Origin of the sequence: Shewanella glacialimarina (assembly GCF_020511155.1) — a bacterium.
Classification (GTDB): domain Bacteria; phylum Pseudomonadota; class Gammaproteobacteria; order Enterobacterales; family Shewanellaceae; genus Shewanella; species Shewanella glacialimarina.
In genome coordinates this window covers 3,481,448-3,500,593 of sequence record NZ_CP041216.1, presented here as the reverse complement: position 1 = coordinate 3,500,593, position 19,146 = coordinate 3,481,448, and the positions used below count along the sequence as shown (strand labels likewise).

At 42.2% G+C, this 19,146-nt stretch carries 11 protein-coding genes; 4 read left to right on the top strand and 7 right to left on the bottom strand.

All coding sequences use genetic code 11. The features are described 5' to 3' along the window. Positions 1-50 precede the first annotated feature (50 nt). The 6 genes from FJ709_RS15325 to FJ709_RS15300 all read right to left on the bottom strand — a co-directional run bounded on the left by FJ709_RS15325 (position 51) and on the right by FJ709_RS15300 (position 11,783). On the bottom strand, positions 51-5,324 hold the full coding sequence (locus tag FJ709_RS15325) for an ImpA family metalloprotease (protein WP_226410886.1): 5,274 nt from the start codon (positions 5,322-5,324) through the stop codon (positions 51-53). Between the two features lie 207 nt (positions 5,325-5,531). Beyond that, positions 5,532-6,332, bottom strand: a complete 801-nt coding sequence (nagB, locus tag FJ709_RS15320; protein WP_226410885.1) for a glucosamine-6-phosphate deaminase — start codon at positions 6,330-6,332, stop codon at positions 5,532-5,534. A 26-nt stretch (positions 6,333-6,358) separates the two neighbouring features. Continuing rightward, complete coding sequence (locus FJ709_RS15315) at positions 6,359-7,303, bottom strand: ROK family protein (protein WP_226410884.1); 945 nt, start codon at positions 7,301-7,303, stop codon at positions 6,359-6,361. A 53-nt stretch (positions 7,304-7,356) separates the two neighbouring features. After that, a complete protein-coding gene (locus tag FJ709_RS15310) occupies positions 7,357-8,070 on the bottom strand; it encodes an N-acetylmannosamine-6-phosphate 2-epimerase (protein WP_226410883.1) in 714 nt (237 codons plus the stop codon). Positions 8,071-8,101: 31 nt separating this feature from the next. Then, entirely contained in the window at positions 8,102-10,819 is a 2,718-nt protein-coding gene (locus FJ709_RS15305) for a sodium:solute symporter (RefSeq protein WP_226410882.1), read from the bottom strand. 256 nt (positions 10,820-11,075) lie between these two features. Then, positions 11,076-11,783 carry a transcriptional regulator NanR gene (locus FJ709_RS15300; RefSeq protein ID WP_226410881.1) on the bottom strand — a complete coding sequence of 236 codons (708 nt, stop codon included), beginning with the start codon at positions 11,781-11,783 and terminating at the stop codon, positions 11,076-11,078. A 197-nt stretch (positions 11,784-11,980) separates the two neighbouring features. Here FJ709_RS15300 and FJ709_RS15295 point away from each other — a divergent pair, with 197 nt between their 5' ends. Beyond that, the gene (locus FJ709_RS15295; RefSeq protein WP_226410880.1) at positions 11,981-12,790 is read left to right on the top strand and encodes an alpha/beta hydrolase; all 810 of its coding nucleotides are present in this window, start codon (positions 11,981-11,983) and stop codon (positions 12,788-12,790) included. Between the two features lie 71 nt (positions 12,791-12,861). Here FJ709_RS15295 and FJ709_RS15290 read toward each other — a convergent pair whose 3' ends face one another. Continuing rightward, positions 12,862-13,758, bottom strand: coding sequence for a LysR family transcriptional regulator (locus FJ709_RS15290; protein ID WP_226410879.1), 897 nt, complete (start codon positions 13,756-13,758; stop codon positions 12,862-12,864). A 98-nt stretch (positions 13,759-13,856) separates the two neighbouring features. On the opposite strand from FJ709_RS15290, the gene FJ709_RS15285 reads away from it, so the two are divergent. From FJ709_RS15285 to FJ709_RS15275, 3 genes are all read left to right on the top strand, one after another. Beyond that, on the top strand, positions 13,857-15,455 hold the full coding sequence (locus tag FJ709_RS15285) for an NADH-quinone oxidoreductase subunit L (protein ID WP_226410878.1): 1,599 nt from the start codon (positions 13,857-13,859) through the stop codon (positions 15,453-15,455). A 5-nt stretch (positions 15,456-15,460) separates the two neighbouring features. Beyond that, a complete protein-coding gene (locus FJ709_RS15280) occupies positions 15,461-17,899 on the top strand; it encodes a YbcC family protein (RefSeq protein WP_226410877.1) in 2,439 nt (812 codons plus the stop codon). 172 nt (positions 17,900-18,071) lie between these two features. Further along, positions 18,072-19,064 carry an L-threonylcarbamoyladenylate synthase gene (locus FJ709_RS15275; protein WP_226410876.1) on the top strand — a complete coding sequence of 331 codons (993 nt, stop codon included), beginning with the start codon at positions 18,072-18,074 and terminating at the stop codon, positions 19,062-19,064. Positions 19,065-19,146: the final 82 nt, after the last annotated feature.

The following is a 19,146-nucleotide window of genomic DNA, read 5'->3' as shown; positions in this document are numbered from 1 at the left end:
AGCGTCCTTGCTCGGTGACCATAACTGTGAAATTGAGGTCAAATAACCTGTTAAAGTGTTGGCCAGACTTGATTACCATCAACTGGTAATGCACTTTGAACTAAGGTTGAACAGTAACCTGTGCCGCTAGAGGTATAGAATACTTGCGGTAGCATTTTATAACCTTTAGCTGCTACTTGTGCCTGTGCTTTAGCACTTAATGCAAAGCCGTACATAGCAAACCAATCAGTTAGATTTAGCTGAGTTATTTCAGATAAAGAGATAAACAAGCGTTCATTTTGGCCCATTGCCGAAAATTCAGTTCGACTGTAATCATCAAATCCCAACGCTATTTTTCCGCTAGCCCAGCTTGCCTCTGTGTCATCTAAACGCCACATTTCTCTGTCCCAAATATGCATTCTGGGATACAAGTTCCAACCGTTTATCAGCGTGCCTTCGGCTTGTGCCGCCATCATTAATTGGATATACAGCACATGATGTGCAGACCACCCCTTATCAAGATTGGCTTGCATATAAGCCGTCGCATCTGTGGCACGCTTACTTTCCTGTAAGGTTCTAAACATCGCTTCAAAAGGTAGTCCCTGACAACTAGCAGGCTCGCCGGTTTCATCTTCATAAACAGATTTAGAAAAGTAGGAGTAGAAGTTAGTGTTTGAATGACCGCCATATCCTTCAAAGCGCATGCTACCTCGTTCAATGCCATGGCCTAATTCGTGTAAATCACCATGTCCGGTGGGGCTAAAGGCCCATCCTGCATCATATGGGTTACCACTACAGCCCCAACCACAGGTTGGTTGGTCTGCATTCATGTGCTTAACTATGTCGATAGTGTCGACCGAAAGACCACGATCGTTTACAAAGTCATGAATTTCAGCAACTACATCTATGCCCGGACCTTGAAAACCCGCCAATATATTCACCATATTATGGGTGTAGCGATAAGTGGCATGAGCAAAATCAGAGGCAAGTGGCCAAATACTGCCTGATAATGACGAACGTAATCGGGTCAGTTTAGAGTGTACTTCAAAGCCTTCAGTGGCAATTTCAGCCCAATCGTAATCACCTTGCTCCATTTTCTCTGCAAAAATAATGTCATCTGCAGGTGTTCGCCAATGTGGATGGCGACCAATATTGGTAAAGCTAAAATTAACTTCAATATCTTTTTGAGAAAAACCGATTTGAATTGGACCACCGTAACTAGAGGTAAAACGAATGGTTTCACCTGGGGTAATATCAATCCAATTAGATTGTAAAAAGTAAGGACGATTATAACTATTTTCATTGAATATATGCGTAGCACTGCTTCGCAGGCTATTGATGAAAATTTGGGTGTTCACTCTATTACTATCGTTGCGAGTGACGGTAAACGTTTGCCCTGGTAGAGCATAGACACCGGCTGAGCGAAATGCAGGCTTAGACATTAATACTACTTGAGCACTTTCTGGGGTGATATGAGTGAAATTAGAGCGACTAAAGTTCCCCATGTCTGGCTGAACAGGATTGACATCACGGGTATTATAAATAGCATAATCAGCATATAAAGATTTAAAAAAGTCTACTTTATCAGTGGTTAACTTATCCATCGGATAGCTCACCGTTTGACGATAGTGGTCTGCAAGTAAAATAAAGAGTTTGTTTAAGCGGTAATCTGTACTGTTAAAAATATTGATTTTTTGACTATTAAGATTGTTAAATAGGGCGCTAATTGCATTCGCACCATCAAAAAATTCGCTCTGAGCATTAGACTCAGCAGGACAACTTCGAGTGCTGCAGCCAGTTAAATCAACATTGAATGACTTATTTTTAAAATTGCTCAGCAGTGTTTTTATACTTGCAATATCACTTGGCAGACTACCCCATAAAGTAGATGGGTCAAATGCAGACAAATGCAGTTTCCACCAATAGTTATCATGGCCGTGGGTAATATTTAATACCTTTAGTAGCGCTTTGCCGTGATCATTAATCCCACCATCGTGCTGAATATAGATCACCGGTATGTTTTGTGTCAATGCACTTTCAACACTCTGAATTATTGATGCTTTATCATCACCATCACGTGTTATAAGTGAAATAATAATGACATCTGGCTTGTTAGCAATACAGGTAGCAAGGTTAATACCGTCACAGGTGCCCTCAAGGTTATAGCTAACATTGTTGACGTTATTATCCAACCAAGCGCGGGTTTGACTGCGATCTTTAAACCAATAACTTTCATCAAGTTGTGCTAAAACAACATTAAATTGACTGAGTGAAGCGGTATCTTTTTGGGTTAACCAATCAAAACTATTATGTAAAAACTGCTCCATCTGAGCATTTTTATTGTTTCTAAATGGGTTGCCCCCAAAGGCGAGGTAGCGCCCTGAATCCAAAGTTTTACTACCAGCAATGGCAATAGGAAGTACTCGGTCTTGTCCATCGACTTGATGTGAACTTGTGGTATTAAGGACGGTATCATTAAAAGGATATTGACCATACAAAATAGCCGCGTCATGGCTTGGGTCCCAATCAATGGCGTTCAGCTTGTTATCAATAGAATCAAGGTTGAAAAGTTGCCGCTTTATGTCGTTAAAACGGTTTGTATGGGAATCAATTTCTGCCAAGGCTGCGGCTAATATGACATCGCTGTCTTTTACCAGCAAAGCATTACCGCTTGCGATTGCAAGGGCTAACCAACTTTCTTCTACTTGCAGGGTAAAAACCGACGTACTTTGGGCAATGCCATCATCTAAGGTAATTGAAATAGCAGTTATACCTAGATTATCTATGGTCGGTGTGCCAGATAACTGTCCAGTGGTTTTATCAAGTGTTAGCCAGTCGGGTAAGCTTGGTGCACTATAGCTCACGATGCTATTTTCTTCACCTTGATAGGCTAAGGTAAACTCGAATAATTCATCAGCTCGTGTTTGAGCTGAAAGGGTCGTTAATGTAGGCGCTATGTGGGCATTAACCACAGTGATGGCGAAACTCAGTGATGCAGTAAGTTCACCGTCTGAAACCGTTAATTGAATATTATTGTGTATGCCAACATCGGTCAGTTGTGGTGTACCTGTCAATTGCCCTGTTGTGTTATTGAGCGTTAACCAATTAGGTAGATTAGTGCTGCTAAAGGTTAATGTGTCATCCTGATTTTCATCTGATGCGACAGGTGTAAAACTATAGAATTGCGCCACAGTCGCTTCACCCGGAGCACCTGAAATAACAGGCGCGCTGTTTGGCGCTATGGAGGCATTAACCACAGTGATGGCGAAACTCAGTGATGCTGTAAGTTCACCGTCTGAAACCGTTAATTGAATATTATTGTGTATGCCAACATCGGTCAGTTGTGGTGTACCTGTCAATTGCCCTGTTGTGTTATTAAGCGTTAACCAATTAGGTAGATTAGTGGTGCTAAAGGTTAATGTGTCATCCTGATTTTCATCTGATGTGACAGGTGTAAAACTATAGAATTGCGCCACAGTCGCTTCACCCGGAGCACCTGAAATAACAGGCGCGCTGTTTGGCGCTATGGAGGCATTAACCACAGTGATGGCGAAACTCAGTGATGCTGTAAGTTCACCGTCTGAAACCGTTAATTGAATATTATTGTGTATGCCAACATCGGTCAGTTGTGGTGTACCTGTCAATTGCCCTGTTGTGTTATTAAGCGTTAACCAATTAGGTAGATTAGTGGTGCTAAAGGTTAATGTGTCATCCTGATTTTCATCTGATGTGACAGGTGTAAAACTATAGAATTGCGCCACAGTCGCTTCACCCGGAGCACCTGAAATAACAGGCGCGCTGTTTGGCGCTATGGAGGCATTAACCACAGTGATGGCGAAACTCAGTGATGCTGTAAGTTCACCGTCTGAAACCGTTAATTGAATATTATTGTGTATGCCAACATCGGTCAGTTGTGGTGTACCTGTCAATTGCCCTGTTGTGTTATTAAGCGTTAACCAATTAGGTAGATTAGTGGTGCTAAAGGTTAATGTGTCATCCTGATTTTCATCTGATGTGACAGGTGTAAAACTATAGAATTGCGCCACAGTCGCTTCACCCGGAGCACCTGAAATAACAGGCGCGCTGTTTGGCGCTATGGGTGCATTAACCACAGTGATGGCGAAACTCAGTGATGCAGTAAGTTCACCGTCTGAAACCGTTAATTGAATATTATTGTGTATGCCAACATCGGTCAGTTGTGGTGTACCTGTCAATTGCCCTGTTGTGTTATTGAGCGTTAACCAATTAGGTAGATTAGTGCTGCTAAAGGTTAATGTGTCATCCTGATTTTCATCTGATGCGACAGGTGTAAAACTATAGAATTGCGCCACAGTCGCTTCACCCGGAGCACCTGAAATAACAGGCGCGCTGTTTGGCGCTATGGAGGCATTAACCACAGTGATGGCGAAACTCAGTGATGCAGTAAGTTCACCGTCTGAAACCGTTAATTGAATATTATTGTGTATGCCAACATCGGTCAGTTGTGGTGTACCTGTCAATTGCCCTGTTGTGTTATTGAGCGTTAACCAATTAGGTAGATTAGTGCTGCTAAAGGTTAATGTGTCATCCTGATTTTCATCTGATGCGACAGGTGTAAAACTATAGAATTGCGCCACAGTCGCTTCACCCGGAGCACCTGAAATAACAGGCGCGCTGTTTGGCGCTATGGAGGCATTAACCACAGTGATGGCGAAACTCAGTGATGCTGTAAGTTCACCGTCTGAAACCGTTAATTGAATATTATTGTGTATGCCAACATCGGTCAGTTGTGGTGTACCTGTCAATTGCCCTGTTGTGTTATTAAGCGTTAACCAATTAGGTAGATTAGTGGTGCTAAAGGTTAATGTGTCATCCTGATTTTCATCTGATGTGACAGGTGTAAAACTATAGAATTGCGCCACAGTCGCTTCACCCGGAGCACCTGAAATAACAGGCGCGCTGTTTGGCGCTATGGAGGCATTAACCACAGTGATGGCGAAACTCAGTGATGCTGTAAGTTCACCGTCTGAAACCGTTAATTGAATATTATTGTGTATGCCAACATCGGTCAGTTGTGGTGTACCTGTCAATTGCCCTGTTGTGTTATTAAGCGTTAACCAATTAGGTAGATTAGTGGTGCTAAAGGTTAATGTGTCATCCTGATTTTCATCTGATGTGACAGGTGTAAAACTATAGAATTGCGCCACAGTCGCTTCACCCGGAGCACCTGAAATAACAGGCGCGCTGTTTTGAACTATGGGGATCTCGCTAGTACTTGTGTCGTCACCCGCACCACCACAACCGGTAATGCTTAGTAAAAAAATAAGCCAAAGATAATGTCTTGCAGGATAGTTAAAAGTAAACATGTAGTAATCCATCTAATTGTTTTTATGTATTATTTTAGTGAGGAGTATATCATTACAGTACGCGCGACTGAATATCCTGTAGTATCCCGAATAGACTAAATGTGAATAATTTTTTAAGTTTTATTAAAAATTCTATTTAAAACACAATATTAAACTGAGCTTGGTTTGGGTATTAGTCTTGACTCGATGCTTGTCTATTTAGAATGGCTATAGAAAGAAGCCGTAATCTTGATTGATTTTTTGATGTTCCCGGTTGGCCCAAATATAATATTCTTGGTTAGAAAGCTCACTTGCGGCGTCTTTATCTAACATTATGACGGCATGTTGGTGGAGTTGCAGTGCTGATGCGGGACATCTTGCTGACAGTGGGCCATTGATCATCTCGTTAACTGCTTTGGCTTTGTTTTTACCTGTTGCCATAAGCAATACATATTTGGCATCTAATATAGTTGCAACTCCCATGGTCATTGCCATCGTGGGTTGATATTCTGCTGAGTCAAATAATCGACTGTTATCTTGCAGGGTTTGCTTGGTTAATGTTTTTAACCTTGTTCGAGACGATAAACTGGACGATGGCTCATTAAAACCAATATGGCCATTCACCCCAATCCCGAGGATTTGTAAATCAATTCCACCCGCATTGCGAATTTTCTCTTCATAGGCCATACCCTGTACTCGAGGGTCTTGAATTAAGTTACAGGTGGGTAAATGGGTGTTTGTTTGATCAATATTTATTTTATCAAACAGATTTTGCTTCATAAACATACGATAACTTTGCTTATTGTCTGCCTCGATATTGTGGTATTCGTCAAGATTAAAGCTGGTGACATGGCTGAAATCTGTTTGATCTTGTTGATGACGTTGTACTAATTTCTGATAAAGGCTAATAGGGGTGCTGCCAGTGGCTAATCCTAATACGGGATGCGCTTTTTTACTCAACAGCTCAACAATCCATTCACTGGCGTGTTGTGCTACCTGCTGTGGATTTTCTAAAATAATAACCTGCATATTTTATCCTGCTTTAAGTCAATGCGTTAAATTGGACATTGATTTTTTCGAACGTAAAAAGCCGCACCCATTAAGTCTGCATTAGCGCCCATTTGAGGGGGCTTAATACTGACTTGATAAATGGAAGGTAAATTGGCCGTTTTTGCTACCACTTGCTGGTGAAATAGTGTCACTGAACCAACACTACCGCCTAAAATAATAATGTTGGTTCCCGTCATAGCTTTAACATTGGCAATTAAATCACATACAGCGCTAGTGGCATTATTGATGAGTAGCGCGATTTCAGGCACTGCGAAGTACTGTTCAAACACAGCTTTGCAGCTTACTTCTTGGTTCAAAATTATTGAGGCTTGTTTAGCAATGGCGGTCCCGGATGCTATGGATTCAGCACAATTGACTCGACCACAATGGCATTGAATAGTTTTTTGGCTGCCATGTAGCACAGAAACATGACCTAAATGGGCACAGAATCCATCGACACAGGTCAGTAATTTTCCATTTTGAATGATGCCACCACCAATCCCTGTCGATACCGTTATGTACACTAGGGTATTGTCACCGCCGCTAATCACTTCACTACCAATAACGTTATTGTCTTTAAGCGAGCTGTCTATGGCGATTGTTTTCATGACGCAGTATTCAGCCCATGCGGCTGCGGCAGCATCATTGATAATTGTCACTGGTAGTTCAAAAGCCGATTCAAGTTGTGCTTTCAGGGGGAGCTTTTGTTTTGCCGAAAGAAAGTTAACAAACTCATCGCCAACTTGACCCGTGCAGGCTATGGCTACCTGGGTTGCACGCTCAATCCAGCCTTGACAAAGTTCGACTAAATGTTGACTTAAATGGGTTAAGTCAGTGTGTATCACCGAAGCGATTGTGCGTTGTTCAACAATGTGAGTCTCGGTTACTTTATCGCTGAAAATAAGCGCAGCTGATATTTTGGTGCCTCCGACATCGATGGCTATGATCATCTATCTTGGTCCTTATTGCCTAATGGGCTTTATCACTATTGAGATAAAAGTAACTAAGCTTTGGTACTGTTAATGGCACTTTCAATGTCACCAACAAACCATTGGGTTATATGCTCAACACGAGTAATAGCTGAGCCAACGGTCACCGAAAATGCTCCAAGTTCAATGGCTCTAGCAGCACGTTTGGGGGAATTGTATCGACCTTCAGCAATAACATTTAACCCTTGTTCAACCCATAGGGTAACTAAGTCATAGTCCGGCTCTGTCGGGATATTATTTAGGTCAAGGTAACCTGACATAGTACTACCAATAAAGGTGCACCCCTGCTGTGCTAGCATCAAGCCGGTTTCAAAGTCGGCACAATCTGCCATGGCGACACAACCAGCTTCATGAATCGCGCTCAGTAAATCTAACACTGCCGTTGGGCGCGGACGATCTGTGCCATCAAAGGCGATTATGCTGGCTCCTGCTTGCGCAAGTGCACTAACATCTTCTATAAACGGGGTAATCCGTACCGGACTATCAGTTAAGTCTCGTTTAACAATCCCAACAATGGGAATAGAGGTGACTTTTGCAATTGCCCGCACATTTTCAATACCTTCTATTCTTAAGCCTTTCGCGCCACCATTAACCGCGGCTAATGCCATAGCAACAATATGTTCGACTTTGTCCATAGGACCATTATCAACGGGCTGGCAGGATGCAATTAAAGATTGCTTCAATGACGATAACAGTTGTTTTTCCAGTGATTTATTTACAACAGACATTTAAGTTTCCTAAAAGCTAAATGAAGCATTATCACGATTTAGTCACGTGAGTTTGCATGGTGTATAAAGTCAGTCCGGTTAAATCTCTGTGTCTGTCTTTTGTTGTTTGGGTGAGTAAACTGGTAAGGTAGCCAAACACTAAACAAGACACTATGCCAAGGGTGGCGTATAAGTAACCGTTAGCCCAGCCCAGTTGCCAAGCCGATATCATGGTCGTCACACCTGCTAAAATTCCAATAATGGCGCCAAAAGAGTTAGCTTTTTTTGTTAACGCACCAAGCACAAATAGTCCCCCTAGGGCCCCCATAAACATTCCTATTACTTTAAAGTAGGCTTCCATTAGTGAGCGAATTTCAGGGTTTATAAAAATAAGCCCAGCTAATGTACCTAACGCGCCCATGATGAACGTTAACCAGCGAGCCGCGTTCATATAACCTTGTTCAGTTTTCACCAAATTAAATGGGCGAATAAAATCGGTTACTAAAGTGGTTGCAATAGAGTTCATACTGGTGGATACGGTTGATTGTGCGGCGGCAAAAATACCCGCGACAATCAAACCTGCAACTCCAATCGGCAGCTCAGTGGCGATAAAAGTTGGGAATATTTGATCAATTTGGATCGTTGGGTCTAATTTTTCCGGATGTAATTGATAAAAGGCATATAAACCAGTACCAATACAGAAAAACAATAATGCCCCAGGAGCGGCTATTACGGCATTTGCCCAAATCGATTTGCTGGCTTCTCGTGGGTCTTTTGTTACCATATAGCGTTGTACTACGGCTTGATCAGCTGTATAGCTAGACAAGTTTTGTCCAATACCACCAATAACGATGACCCAAATAGAGAGTGAGGTAATACTGTCTAAACTAAAGTCGGCGTTTACCATAGTGAACTTATTGTCATTTAAACCAATGCTGACAAAGTCACTAAGGCCTCCTTCTAAACCCATAATTATGATAATAAAACAGGTAATAGCACCAATAATTAAGACAATGGTTTGCAAGGTATCAGTCCAAATGACTGCTTCAATACCACCCATGGTGCAATAAATTAAACATAAAACGCCCATGATTAATACACTGTCGCTAGCTGACAAAGGCGTTACTGCAGACAGTGCTAAGGCCGTTAAAGCCATTACTATACCCATTCGACCAATATGGAACAGGGTAAAAAGGCCGCTGGCAAATAACCTTACGCCCATATTGAAACGTTTTGACAGATACTCATAAGCACTGGTCGCATCAATTTGACGGAAAAAAGGCATAGCAACATAAATAGCAAGCGGCGCCACGGCGATAATCATCCATATTCCTATGAGTAACAACCAGTTGCTTTGGTAAACTACGGCAGGCAAGGCGACATAAGTTAATGAACTTAACATGGTGGCATAAATAGAGCAGGCAGCAGCCCACCAGGGAATAGACTGCCCACCTCGAAAGTAGTCATCGGTGTTATTATTTTTAAAAACAAAAAATAAACCGAGTAAAACAACACAGACAAGGTAGACCACTAACACTGTCATATTAACCCAGCCAAAATTCTTTGCCGGTTGCTTAAGCGATGCCTGCCACAATATTAATGAACCTTGATTATCTTTATTGCGGTTTAATGAAAAAATTTCGCCGCGATACGAGGTCACACTTTCGCTTATAAAAGTAGCCGATTGATTGAGGTGATGATTAAGATCAGTTTGATCGTCTGCAAGTGTATTTGTTGCATCAATGTTCTCAGCTAAATATTGTGTCCAACTATTTGTAATAGCATTAAATGATAAGGTCCTGCCTTGGTTGGTAAAGGCTAATATATGTGATTGTCCCAAGGTACTTAAGGCGTTAATTCTGTCATTGAGCAGGCTTTTATCAATTGTGATATCACCCAGGTCTTGCCATGTTTGATCCGCAACCTTAGCCAAAGGGTCATATTTCCAATGGTGAGTAAGAGCTGAAATATCTGCTTTAAAATTAAGGCTTTGTAATGGAAGTTGATAACCGCCCATTGCAAATATTTTCGGTCCACTGCCGTCATCTTGTACTGCTAACTGTACGCCATTTTGATATTGCTTATGTCCGCTTGCGAAGGGCAAAGCGGGCAGGGTTTGCCATAACGTGTTCTGTGTGAAACGTTCAATATCAGTTTGATTTAAAGATAGCAGCCCATCAGCGTTCAATAAGGCACTTAAATCCAATGCAAAAAATTGATTACTCTCATCTGAGCCCGTTAACACATAAAGGGTATTGTTAAGAATGACTGCAGAGGGGGACTTTGTTGCTTGAGGTAAGGGGGGCAGCGAGTAACTGTGTAATATTTTTGATGAGGCTTGCCAGCTTAATAAATTAACCGAAGCAGAGGCATTTTGTTGGCTAATGCCTCCGACAACCAGAGTAGTGCCATTAAAGTTGACTGCAGAGGCGTATGCTCTATTACCTAATTCGGCGGATAAACTGCTTGAAAATATATTGTCGCCGCTGACCACAAACATGGTGTTGAATTGATTAAGATTGGCAAGGCTTTGAGCAATAACAGCAGCAGTGCTTGTTAGGTTGGCAGAATTGATCTCTGATGACACTAGCTCTGAGCGCATTAGACCTGAAGAAATTAGTAGGCCGTCATTATTACTGCTAATAAAAGCCCCATTGCCTATTTGTAATTGTTCAACTGACGTAGCGCTCACTTCCTGCCAATGGATAAGTGTTTGAGCAGTCGTTAATAATGGCATCATCAAAAATGAAATGATTGCAAATTTAAACATCTTAGTAATCATAGGGACTCAAGTGGTATTGTTTTGTGCTGTATACCTGTTATACCACTTGAGTTGGCTTAATGCTACACAAACATCCAAATTTATTTAACATATTGTAAATATATTGTTTGCAGATAATTCATTAATACTGTTTTATCACACATAAAAAAAGCTACCTGAAGGTAGCTTTGAAATAGAGTTATTTATTTAACTAAGATGTTGATTTGTATTTATTTATCTTTGTCTGTTAACTTGTGTAGATTAACTACTCGACATAATAATTTTCAAATACGTATTCTAAATGTTGGGTAAGCTTTTTGTCAGCCCCTTCCACATCTCTATTTTTAATGCACTCCAAAATCTCAACATGATCTTGATGGCTTTTTGCATTAAGAACATTGGCATTTACTTTAGCGGGTCTGGCGTCGATAACCCAATCAACCAGTGCTTGATGAATCGCTAAAAATATCGGATTACCAGGTATTGAGGCAATGACACGATGGAAGTAAATATCTGTTTTTTTAAATTGGTTATCACTGTTAATTGCTTTGCCGTTTAGCTCAAGTGCTTTTTCTAACTCTGCAATTTGCTCTTTAGTCGCAAACTCAGCCGCATGGCGTACTAGGCTTGATTCAAAAAAGTTTCTGAGTTGGTCAAAGTACTGTAAGCCATTGGGTTGAGACAAAAAATCCTTAGACATACCTGATAGTTCAGAGATAATAGTATCCGGTGAGGGCCTGGTGACTCGGGTTCTTTCACCACTGCTGATTTTAACTAAGCCTTTACGTGCAAGTGCCGACAAAGCATCACGTATTGAAGGTCTACCAACACCAAATGCAGCCATTAACTCCCGTTCAGAAGGAAGTGCATCACCTTCAGCGATTTCGCCTTGGCGGATCATCAACTCCAACTCTTCTTCAACAGTTTCTGATAGTTTTTTTCTTTCAACGGGACGCTTAATCGTAATTGGCATGTGTAGCTCCTTGACACTTTTTCAATTATATATCACCTATTTTGCTATCATACCAGTGACGCGGTAAATGTATATAAATCATTTGAATTGGTTGGATTTTAGTCAAAAATTCAGATTACTCAAGTTAATAATAATCATTGAAATGATGGTGTACCTGTTATACCTTTGTGGTGTTAATTATCTAGCTTGGGGTATGGATGTCAAAACATCTAAAAAAGATTATTTACTATGGCAATAACAGCCAACAGTTTGCACACCTGTATTTACCAAAAGGTACAACAAACACTGCTGTGGTGATTGTTATTCATGGCGGCTACTGGAAAGATAACCACAGTCTAGAAACTTATGCGACGTCAGCCATCGTTGAGTATTTGCAAGATTTTGACGTTGCAATATTGAACCTAGAATATCGACGCATGAATGCGATAGGTGCAAACATTAACGCCCCTTGGCCAGCCACTTTTAAAGATGTTGCCGATGGATTGGATCACCTAAAAGTGATTGGTGCGCAACACAGTTTAGATCTGGAACGGGTGCTACTGATTGGTCACTCAGCGGGCGGACATTTAGCTACTTGGGCAGCGTCAAGAGGCAATATAGCGCGAGATAGCGAGCTTTATTGTGCAAGTCCTCTAGCCATAAAAAGGGTGATAGCTATCTCGGCAATTTTAAATCTTTTTGCTGCCAATGAGGTTGACCAACCTGAGCAAATTAATCGGTTAATGGGAGGCGAAGCAAGTACTATGCATCAAAGGTATTTGTCATGCGATCCTCTAAGTCTTAACAGTGAAAGCATTAATTTAACTCTGGTTCACGGTGCGCAAGATACCTGCGTTAGTATTTACCAAACCCAGCAGTATTGTCTCTATGCCAAGGGCAAAGTTAACCAAGTGATTATGGCTGAAGCTGATCATTTTTCTATGCTGCCCCATGAGGGCCAATGGCAGGTTGAACAATGGTTGCAAATACAAGCCTTGATAGCTGAAAACATCAAGGCATTAGTATAAAGGCTTAAGCCAGTTAATTGACTTGCTGTAAGGTTAAGTTGTTCTAAAACAGATTTTAAAATAGTGATAAATCAGTTCATCAACTCAGGGTCAATTTGTTGTTTTAACAGGGCTAATAATACCTCTGGCACAAATTTTCGCTGCGCGGTAATGGCATAAAAATTTTCATAAACATTAGGTAAACGCTGATATACCTCTAATATACCCTGCTCAATTTCGTCTTTAACTACTACAGGTGGCAATACCACTAACGCGCCACTGTCTCGGGCTAAAAGACGCAACATTGCCATATCGTCCGCTTCAGCTTGCACATCGGGTTGATATTGCCAGGTTGCGCAGAAGGAATTAAATGCCGCGCGTATTTCAGTGTTCTGCCCCGGTAATACCCAACGCATATTTTGATAACCATTAGGGAAACTATCATGTATTCGGTTAACTTTTGGGCCGACAATCGCTAAAGGCTGACGCGATACCAACTGGGTTTGCCATAATGGATCTTTTTTATCGACACCAATAGGCAGATTAGTCAGTACCAAATCAAGTTCATGGTTAGCAAGATCATTAAGCAGGTTGGTCATTCCTTTGGCCGTTAAAGAAAAGCTCACATCAGGATTTGCCAGTAACGGACTAATAAAACTCTCGACGAAGTTACGCGATAGTGTGGTTAATACTCCGATAGATAAATGCTGTTTTTCACTGATACTGCCTTTGCGTAAAAAGGACTCCAGCTCTTCACCTTTACTGAATATATCGTGAGCATAAGCCAGCACGCGATGACCGTGAACAGTTAGATTCAGGCGTCTACCTCTTAGCTCAAACAATTTCACATCCATATTGTGCTCAAACTGTTTAATTTGAGCTGACAGTGCAGATTGTGAAATATGCAGTTCTTTGGCTACGTTGGTCAGATTACCCGCAACCGCGATACGCCAAAAATAGTAAAGATGATGGTAATTAAGTCGGCTCATTTATAGTTAACCAAAATAGAACGATTAGTTAGTTTATATATATTTTTATTAAATATATAGCTCTGACATACTCATGCCACTAAAAGAAGAGGCTGATTATGAATATCGCAATACCATCGATTTTTTTGTTATGTATTCCCATCACGTTAATTTTGGCTAGCATCTGGCGGGGGCGTTATGGATTAAAAAATAACATTTGTAAAAATAATACTCACTTGGGCGCTATGCTCAGTGGCGTTATTGTGGCGCTTTATATTGCAGCTTTAGTTACACATTTTGCATTACCTCAACTAGAGGCTGATACGCAGTATATTAGCCAATCAACACTCAGCCTTGTGATGATGGGGTTGGTAGTATTTATGAGTACCATTTTAATTGCTTTTTCACGCAATTATATGGCGGGTGAACCCCGTAGTGATACTTACTGGCGTTGGCTGCTCAATGTTCTTGCGGCGGTTTCAGTGGTGTTAATCAGTAACCACTTACTGCTGTTATGGCTAGGTTGGGTCTCGATTAGCCTAGCTTTGCATAAGCTTTTAACCTTCTACCCAGAACGCCCTCGTGCTGCGCTGGCAGCACATAAAAAATTCCTCTTAGCTCGAACCGCAGAAACCTTGTTATTCATTGCAATTATATTGTTGTATCAGCAGCACGGCACTTTATTCATCAGTGAGTTAATTAGCCACTTTAATGCCGTTGCGACCAACGACAGCCTGCAACTGACCACCGCCGATCACATAGCCGCTGTACTAATCGCACTAACTGCGTTGATAAAGTGTGCTCAATTACCGGTTCATGGCTGGCTAATACAGGTTGTTGAAGCGCCGACACCGGTAAGCGCCTTACTGCATGCTGGGGTGATTAATCTCGGGGGATTTTTATTGATTTTATTTGCCCCCTTGTTTATCCAATCAACTGTAGCGCAATGGCTGGTGTTAATTGTTGCAGGCTTAACCACAGTCATAGCCGCATTGATTATGGCTACTCGAATTAGTATGAAGGTGCGTTTAGCTTGGTCAACTAGTGCGCAGATGGGCTTGATGTTAGTTGAATGTGCCCTAGGGTTATTTGAATTAGCCTTACTGCATTTACTCACTCACTCAGTCTACAAAGCCTACGCATTTTTAAACTCTGGCAGCGCTGTTTACGAAGAGATGCAAAGACGTCTGGCGCCCGCGACCCATCCTAAAGTGATGGACTGGATTGTAGCCGGCGTATTGTCAACCATCATAGTGTCGATAGCCGTGATAGTGATAGACCACCAGGGAGTATGGAGTATGTGGTTGTTGCTAGCTTTAGCGCTAACCACGCTAATTGCCCAGCGCCATAGTGAACGGCAACATAAAAGTATTATGCCAGTACTGGGATTAAGTATTGTATTAATACTCAGTTATAGCGGCTTTAAATGGGTGTTTGGGGCAATCATTAGCCCTATACCAGTCATGCATGTTGAAGCATTTAGTGCGCTTGATACTGTCGCAGCCCTATTATTTATCAGTTTGTTTGTTCTAAGTTGGATGTTGAAGTACCAGCCACATAAACCGTCAATGCAAGGTTTGTATATCGCCTTATTTGCTGGCTTGTATTTAGATGAATGGTTAACACGACTCACGTTGAAATTGTGGCCTGTACGGATGCCTATAAGCATTAATAACAAGGTTTTAGAAAGTGCCAAACCCAGTAAAGTTGAGGAATGATAAGCATGAACATTGCCACCCAAACACCTTTGTTAGCCGTGTTGACTGATAGTCAAAAAGCGCAACTTACTTCAGCGGGTCAGAAAATTGCACCGACATGGCCGCTTGATAAAATGATTGCGGTTAATCCATTTTGGCAAATGCGTCAGCAACCCATTGAGCAAGTCTCTGCGCGCATATCGGCACTTGATCGTATTCAATGTTTAATGCCTAAAAGCCATTATCAAGATTTATATGCACGAGGTGAGATCAGTCAGGGATCGTTACAATTAGCGGCCGAACAACAAGATGTCTCGATGTCAGTGGCACAGCTTGAAGCCTTTTTAAATCAAACTGATGATTTTGCTCATTGGCACAATATTGCCGATTTACTGGATAATCAACGCGATGAACATAAAATGGCATGGCATGATGAGATTATTCATCAAATTAGTCAATTTTGTGCAGCCTATTATCAACCACAGCGGGCGACTTTACCGGGTGAAGATGCTGCATCACAAGCTGACTTATATCGCCACTGGCGTGAGATTACTGGGCGTGATCGTGGCCTAAGCATTATTATGGATGAGCCAGGTTTACTGCTGTATTTTAAGCAATTGCCCCAAGATGCTGAGGCCTTACTCGCTGAGGCCATTGAGGAATTAGGTGTTGATAATACGGTTATAGAGGCTTATGCGCATGGATTATTACTTGATATCAATGGCTGGGCATCCTGGGTAGCCTATTTGCGTTGGCAAGGTGACCTAGATTCCACACCAAGCGATGACATGTTGCAACTACTCGCAATTCGTATGGCCTGGGAGTTGGTCATTTGGCGTTACCTAAAAGCACAGCAAGCAGACAGTTTTAGTCAGTTAGCCGCGCTTTGGTCAGCTGAAAAACAGCAACTGCCTAACTTGCTAGTACAACATGCACAAGCACAGCAACCGCTTTGGGTGTGGGCAAAAGCGGCTGAACTGAGTTATCAACACACGCTTAACACTCAGTTACTGAGCGCTAAAAAACATTCTATAGTAGCACCAAAGTTACAGGCGGCATTTTGTATTGATGTTCGATCTGAAGTGATACGTCGAGCATTAGAAAAACAAAGTGATGACATTCAAACTATCGGTTTTGCTGGCTTTTTCGGATTACCTATAGAGTATCAACCCCACGACAGCGAGCTGTCTCGGCCACAACTTCCGGGATTGTTAAAGCCAGTGATACGCGTGTCTGAATGGCGTGACACCTCTGCCCAGGCCGATATGTTGAACAATAAGGCACGCTGGCAAACATGGTCACAAGCAGCACCTTCAGCATTTTCTATGGTGGAGTCCATGGGCTGGCTATATGCCTTTAAAATGCTCAAAAAGTCATTTTTTGCTAAGCAAACACTCAACCCCGTAAATGCGCTGACCCATCAAAAAAGCTGGATACTACGCAAAAATGATCAGTTGCTGTCGTTAACCGATAAAGCCGAACTGGCCAAAGGTATTTTACATGCGATGGGCTTAACCCAGTTTGCGCCAAGGGTATTGCTGGTGGGACATGGTAGTCATACAACCAATAACTTGCACGCAGCGGGTTTAGATTGCGGCGCCTGTGGTGGTCAAACCGGTGAAGTAAACGTGCGAGTTTTAGCGCAGTTATTAAATGATATCGATGTGCGTAACACCTTGTTAGCATTAGATGTTGTTATTCCTAAGACCACACATTTTGTGGCCGCCTTGCACAACACCACCACGGATCATATTGATTGTTTTGATGCCGAGCTAGACCATACTTCAACCCTATGGCTAAAAGCCGCAACAAAAAGCGCACAGCGTGAACGTATTGAGCATATTGCACCTCACTTAACCGATAGCAGTGCAGATGCGCTGGATAAATTTTATATTCAGCGCAGCCATGACTGGTCTCAAGTGCGCCCCGAGTGGGGACTGGCAAACAATGCCGCCTTTATTGTCGCGCCTCGAAGTTGGACCAGAAACGTTAATCTACAGGGTCGGAGTTTTTTACATGATTATCAATGGCAAAATGATAACGGCTTTGCAATATTAGAGTTAATCATGACCGCCCCTATGGTCGTCACCAACTGGATCAACATGCAATATAATGCCTCGGTGACAGACAACGCGAAATACGGCTGTGGTAATAAATTATTGCATAACGCGGTGGCGGGGCATGTTGGTGTATTTGAAGGGAATGGTGGCGATTTACGCATTGGCCTGTCGATGCAGTCACTGCACAATGGTGAAAAGTGGATGCACCAACCACAGCGTTTAGCGGTTTACTTAGCTGCCCCGAGAGAACCGATTGAACAGATCATTTCCAAGCATGACAATGTGCGTTGGTTAGTTGATAACCAGTGGTTGTTTCTACTGCGCTGGGCCGATGAAGGTGTGATCGAGCGCTATTATCAGGGGCAATGGTTACCGCAGGCTAATGAACATAATGCTGTTACTTAAGGTAAGCCCTCAGCATAGGCCTTTAGAATAGACGTTTAACATAGGCATTTAACATAGACGTTTAACATCTGCATTTAATCTAGTCGAATGGAGTAGAAACCTTTAAAATACACAGACCAGATGTTATCCGGCCTGTGTATTGTCTTTTGTGTAATCCGTGAGTAAATCTAAAATGAGTCAAGTAAGTTCTACTGTGTTATTAACAGGCGATAGCGCTGTATCTCAAGCTGTGGCTTTATTGCAAAACGGTGAGTGTGTGGCACTGCCAACCGAAACTGTCTACGGACTTGCCGCTGACGCAACGAATGTAGATGCCGTTGGCAAAATTTTTGAAGCCAAGGGCCGGCCTAAAAATCATCCATTGATTATCCATATCCCCGATGTGTCTCATCTTGAAAAGTGGGCTAAAGATATTCCTCAAAGCGCCTATCTTTTAGCGAATACTTTTTGGCCTGGTCCGTTGACCTTGTTGCTGAAAAAAGCTGATCATGTAGACAATGTCGTGACCGGTGGTTTAGATACAATTGGCTTACGTATGCCATCGCATCCGTTATTTCTCAGTGTGCTGCAACAACTTAATGTCGGGCTTGCAGCGCCATCTGCCAACCCTTATAAGCAGCTTAGTCCAACCATTGCCGAACAAGTTATGGTCGGTTTAGGGGGGAAAATTGCAGCGGTACTGGAAGGTGGCGCCTGTGAATATGGGTTAGAGTCGACCATTATTGATTTAGTGGGTGATACCCCCCGTATTTTAAGGGCAGGCCCTATTGACTCTGATGCCCTGTCGCTAGCTTTGGGGATAACAGTTAGTACACCAGAGGAGCATACCGAAGTGGTGCCCGGTAATGTTAAAGCGCATTATCAACCTAAAGCGCAATTACAGATCTTATCAGCTGATCAACTGCGAACTGATATGCATACATTGGCTCAAGGTCATGCTCATTTTGTATTATGGTCCGATAGTGTGATTGAACAGTTTAAAAACAATGTGCCAAGTGCGCAGTGGAGCACTATTCCCAGTGACGCACTCGCTTTTGGTCGACAGTTATACGTCACCTTATATCAAGTGGATAAAAAGGGCGTCGACAACATTATTGTCGAGCAGCCACCTGAAACAAATGAGTGGCGAGCGGTAAATGATCGATTATCTCGTGCAGCTAGCTAAGGAGTAAACACGCAAATAGTGGTTATCCTCTTGATGCTAACCAGGGCGCTTGACGACGCTTTATGCGAATGAGCAGGAAATA

Excerpts from the sequence above, each read along its gene's own strand:
- FJ709_RS15325 (WP_226410886.1), bottom strand. The coding sequence starts at position 5,324 with ATGTTTACTTTTAACTATCCTGCAAGACATTATCTTTGGCTTATTTTT.
- nagB (WP_226410885.1), bottom strand. The coding sequence starts at position 6,332 with ATGCAGGTTATTATTTTAGAAAATCCACAGCAGGTAGCACAACACGCC.
- FJ709_RS15315 (WP_226410884.1), bottom strand. The coding sequence starts at position 7,303 with ATGATCATAGCCATCGATGTCGGAGGCACCAAAATATCAGCTGCGCTT.
- FJ709_RS15310 (WP_226410883.1), bottom strand. The coding sequence starts at position 8,070 with ATGTCTGTTGTAAATAAATCACTGGAAAAACAACTGTTATCGTCATTG.
- FJ709_RS15305 (WP_226410882.1), bottom strand. The coding sequence starts at position 10,819 with ATGTTTAAATTTGCAATCATTTCATTTTTGATGATGCCATTATTAACG.
- FJ709_RS15300 (WP_226410881.1), bottom strand. The coding sequence starts at position 11,783 with ATGCCAATTACGATTAAGCGTCCCGTTGAAAGAAAAAAACTATCAGAA.
- FJ709_RS15295 (WP_226410880.1), top strand. The coding sequence starts at position 11,981 with ATGTCAAAACATCTAAAAAAGATTATTTACTATGGCAATAACAGCCAA.
- FJ709_RS15290 (WP_226410879.1), bottom strand. The coding sequence starts at position 13,758 with ATGAGCCGACTTAATTACCATCATCTTTACTATTTTTGGCGTATCGCG.
- FJ709_RS15285 (WP_226410878.1), top strand. The coding sequence starts at position 13,857 with ATGAATATCGCAATACCATCGATTTTTTTGTTATGTATTCCCATCACG.
- FJ709_RS15280 (WP_226410877.1), top strand. The coding sequence starts at position 15,461 with ATGAACATTGCCACCCAAACACCTTTGTTAGCCGTGTTGACTGATAGT.
- FJ709_RS15275 (WP_226410876.1), top strand. The coding sequence starts at position 18,072 with ATGAGTCAAGTAAGTTCTACTGTGTTATTAACAGGCGATAGCGCTGTA.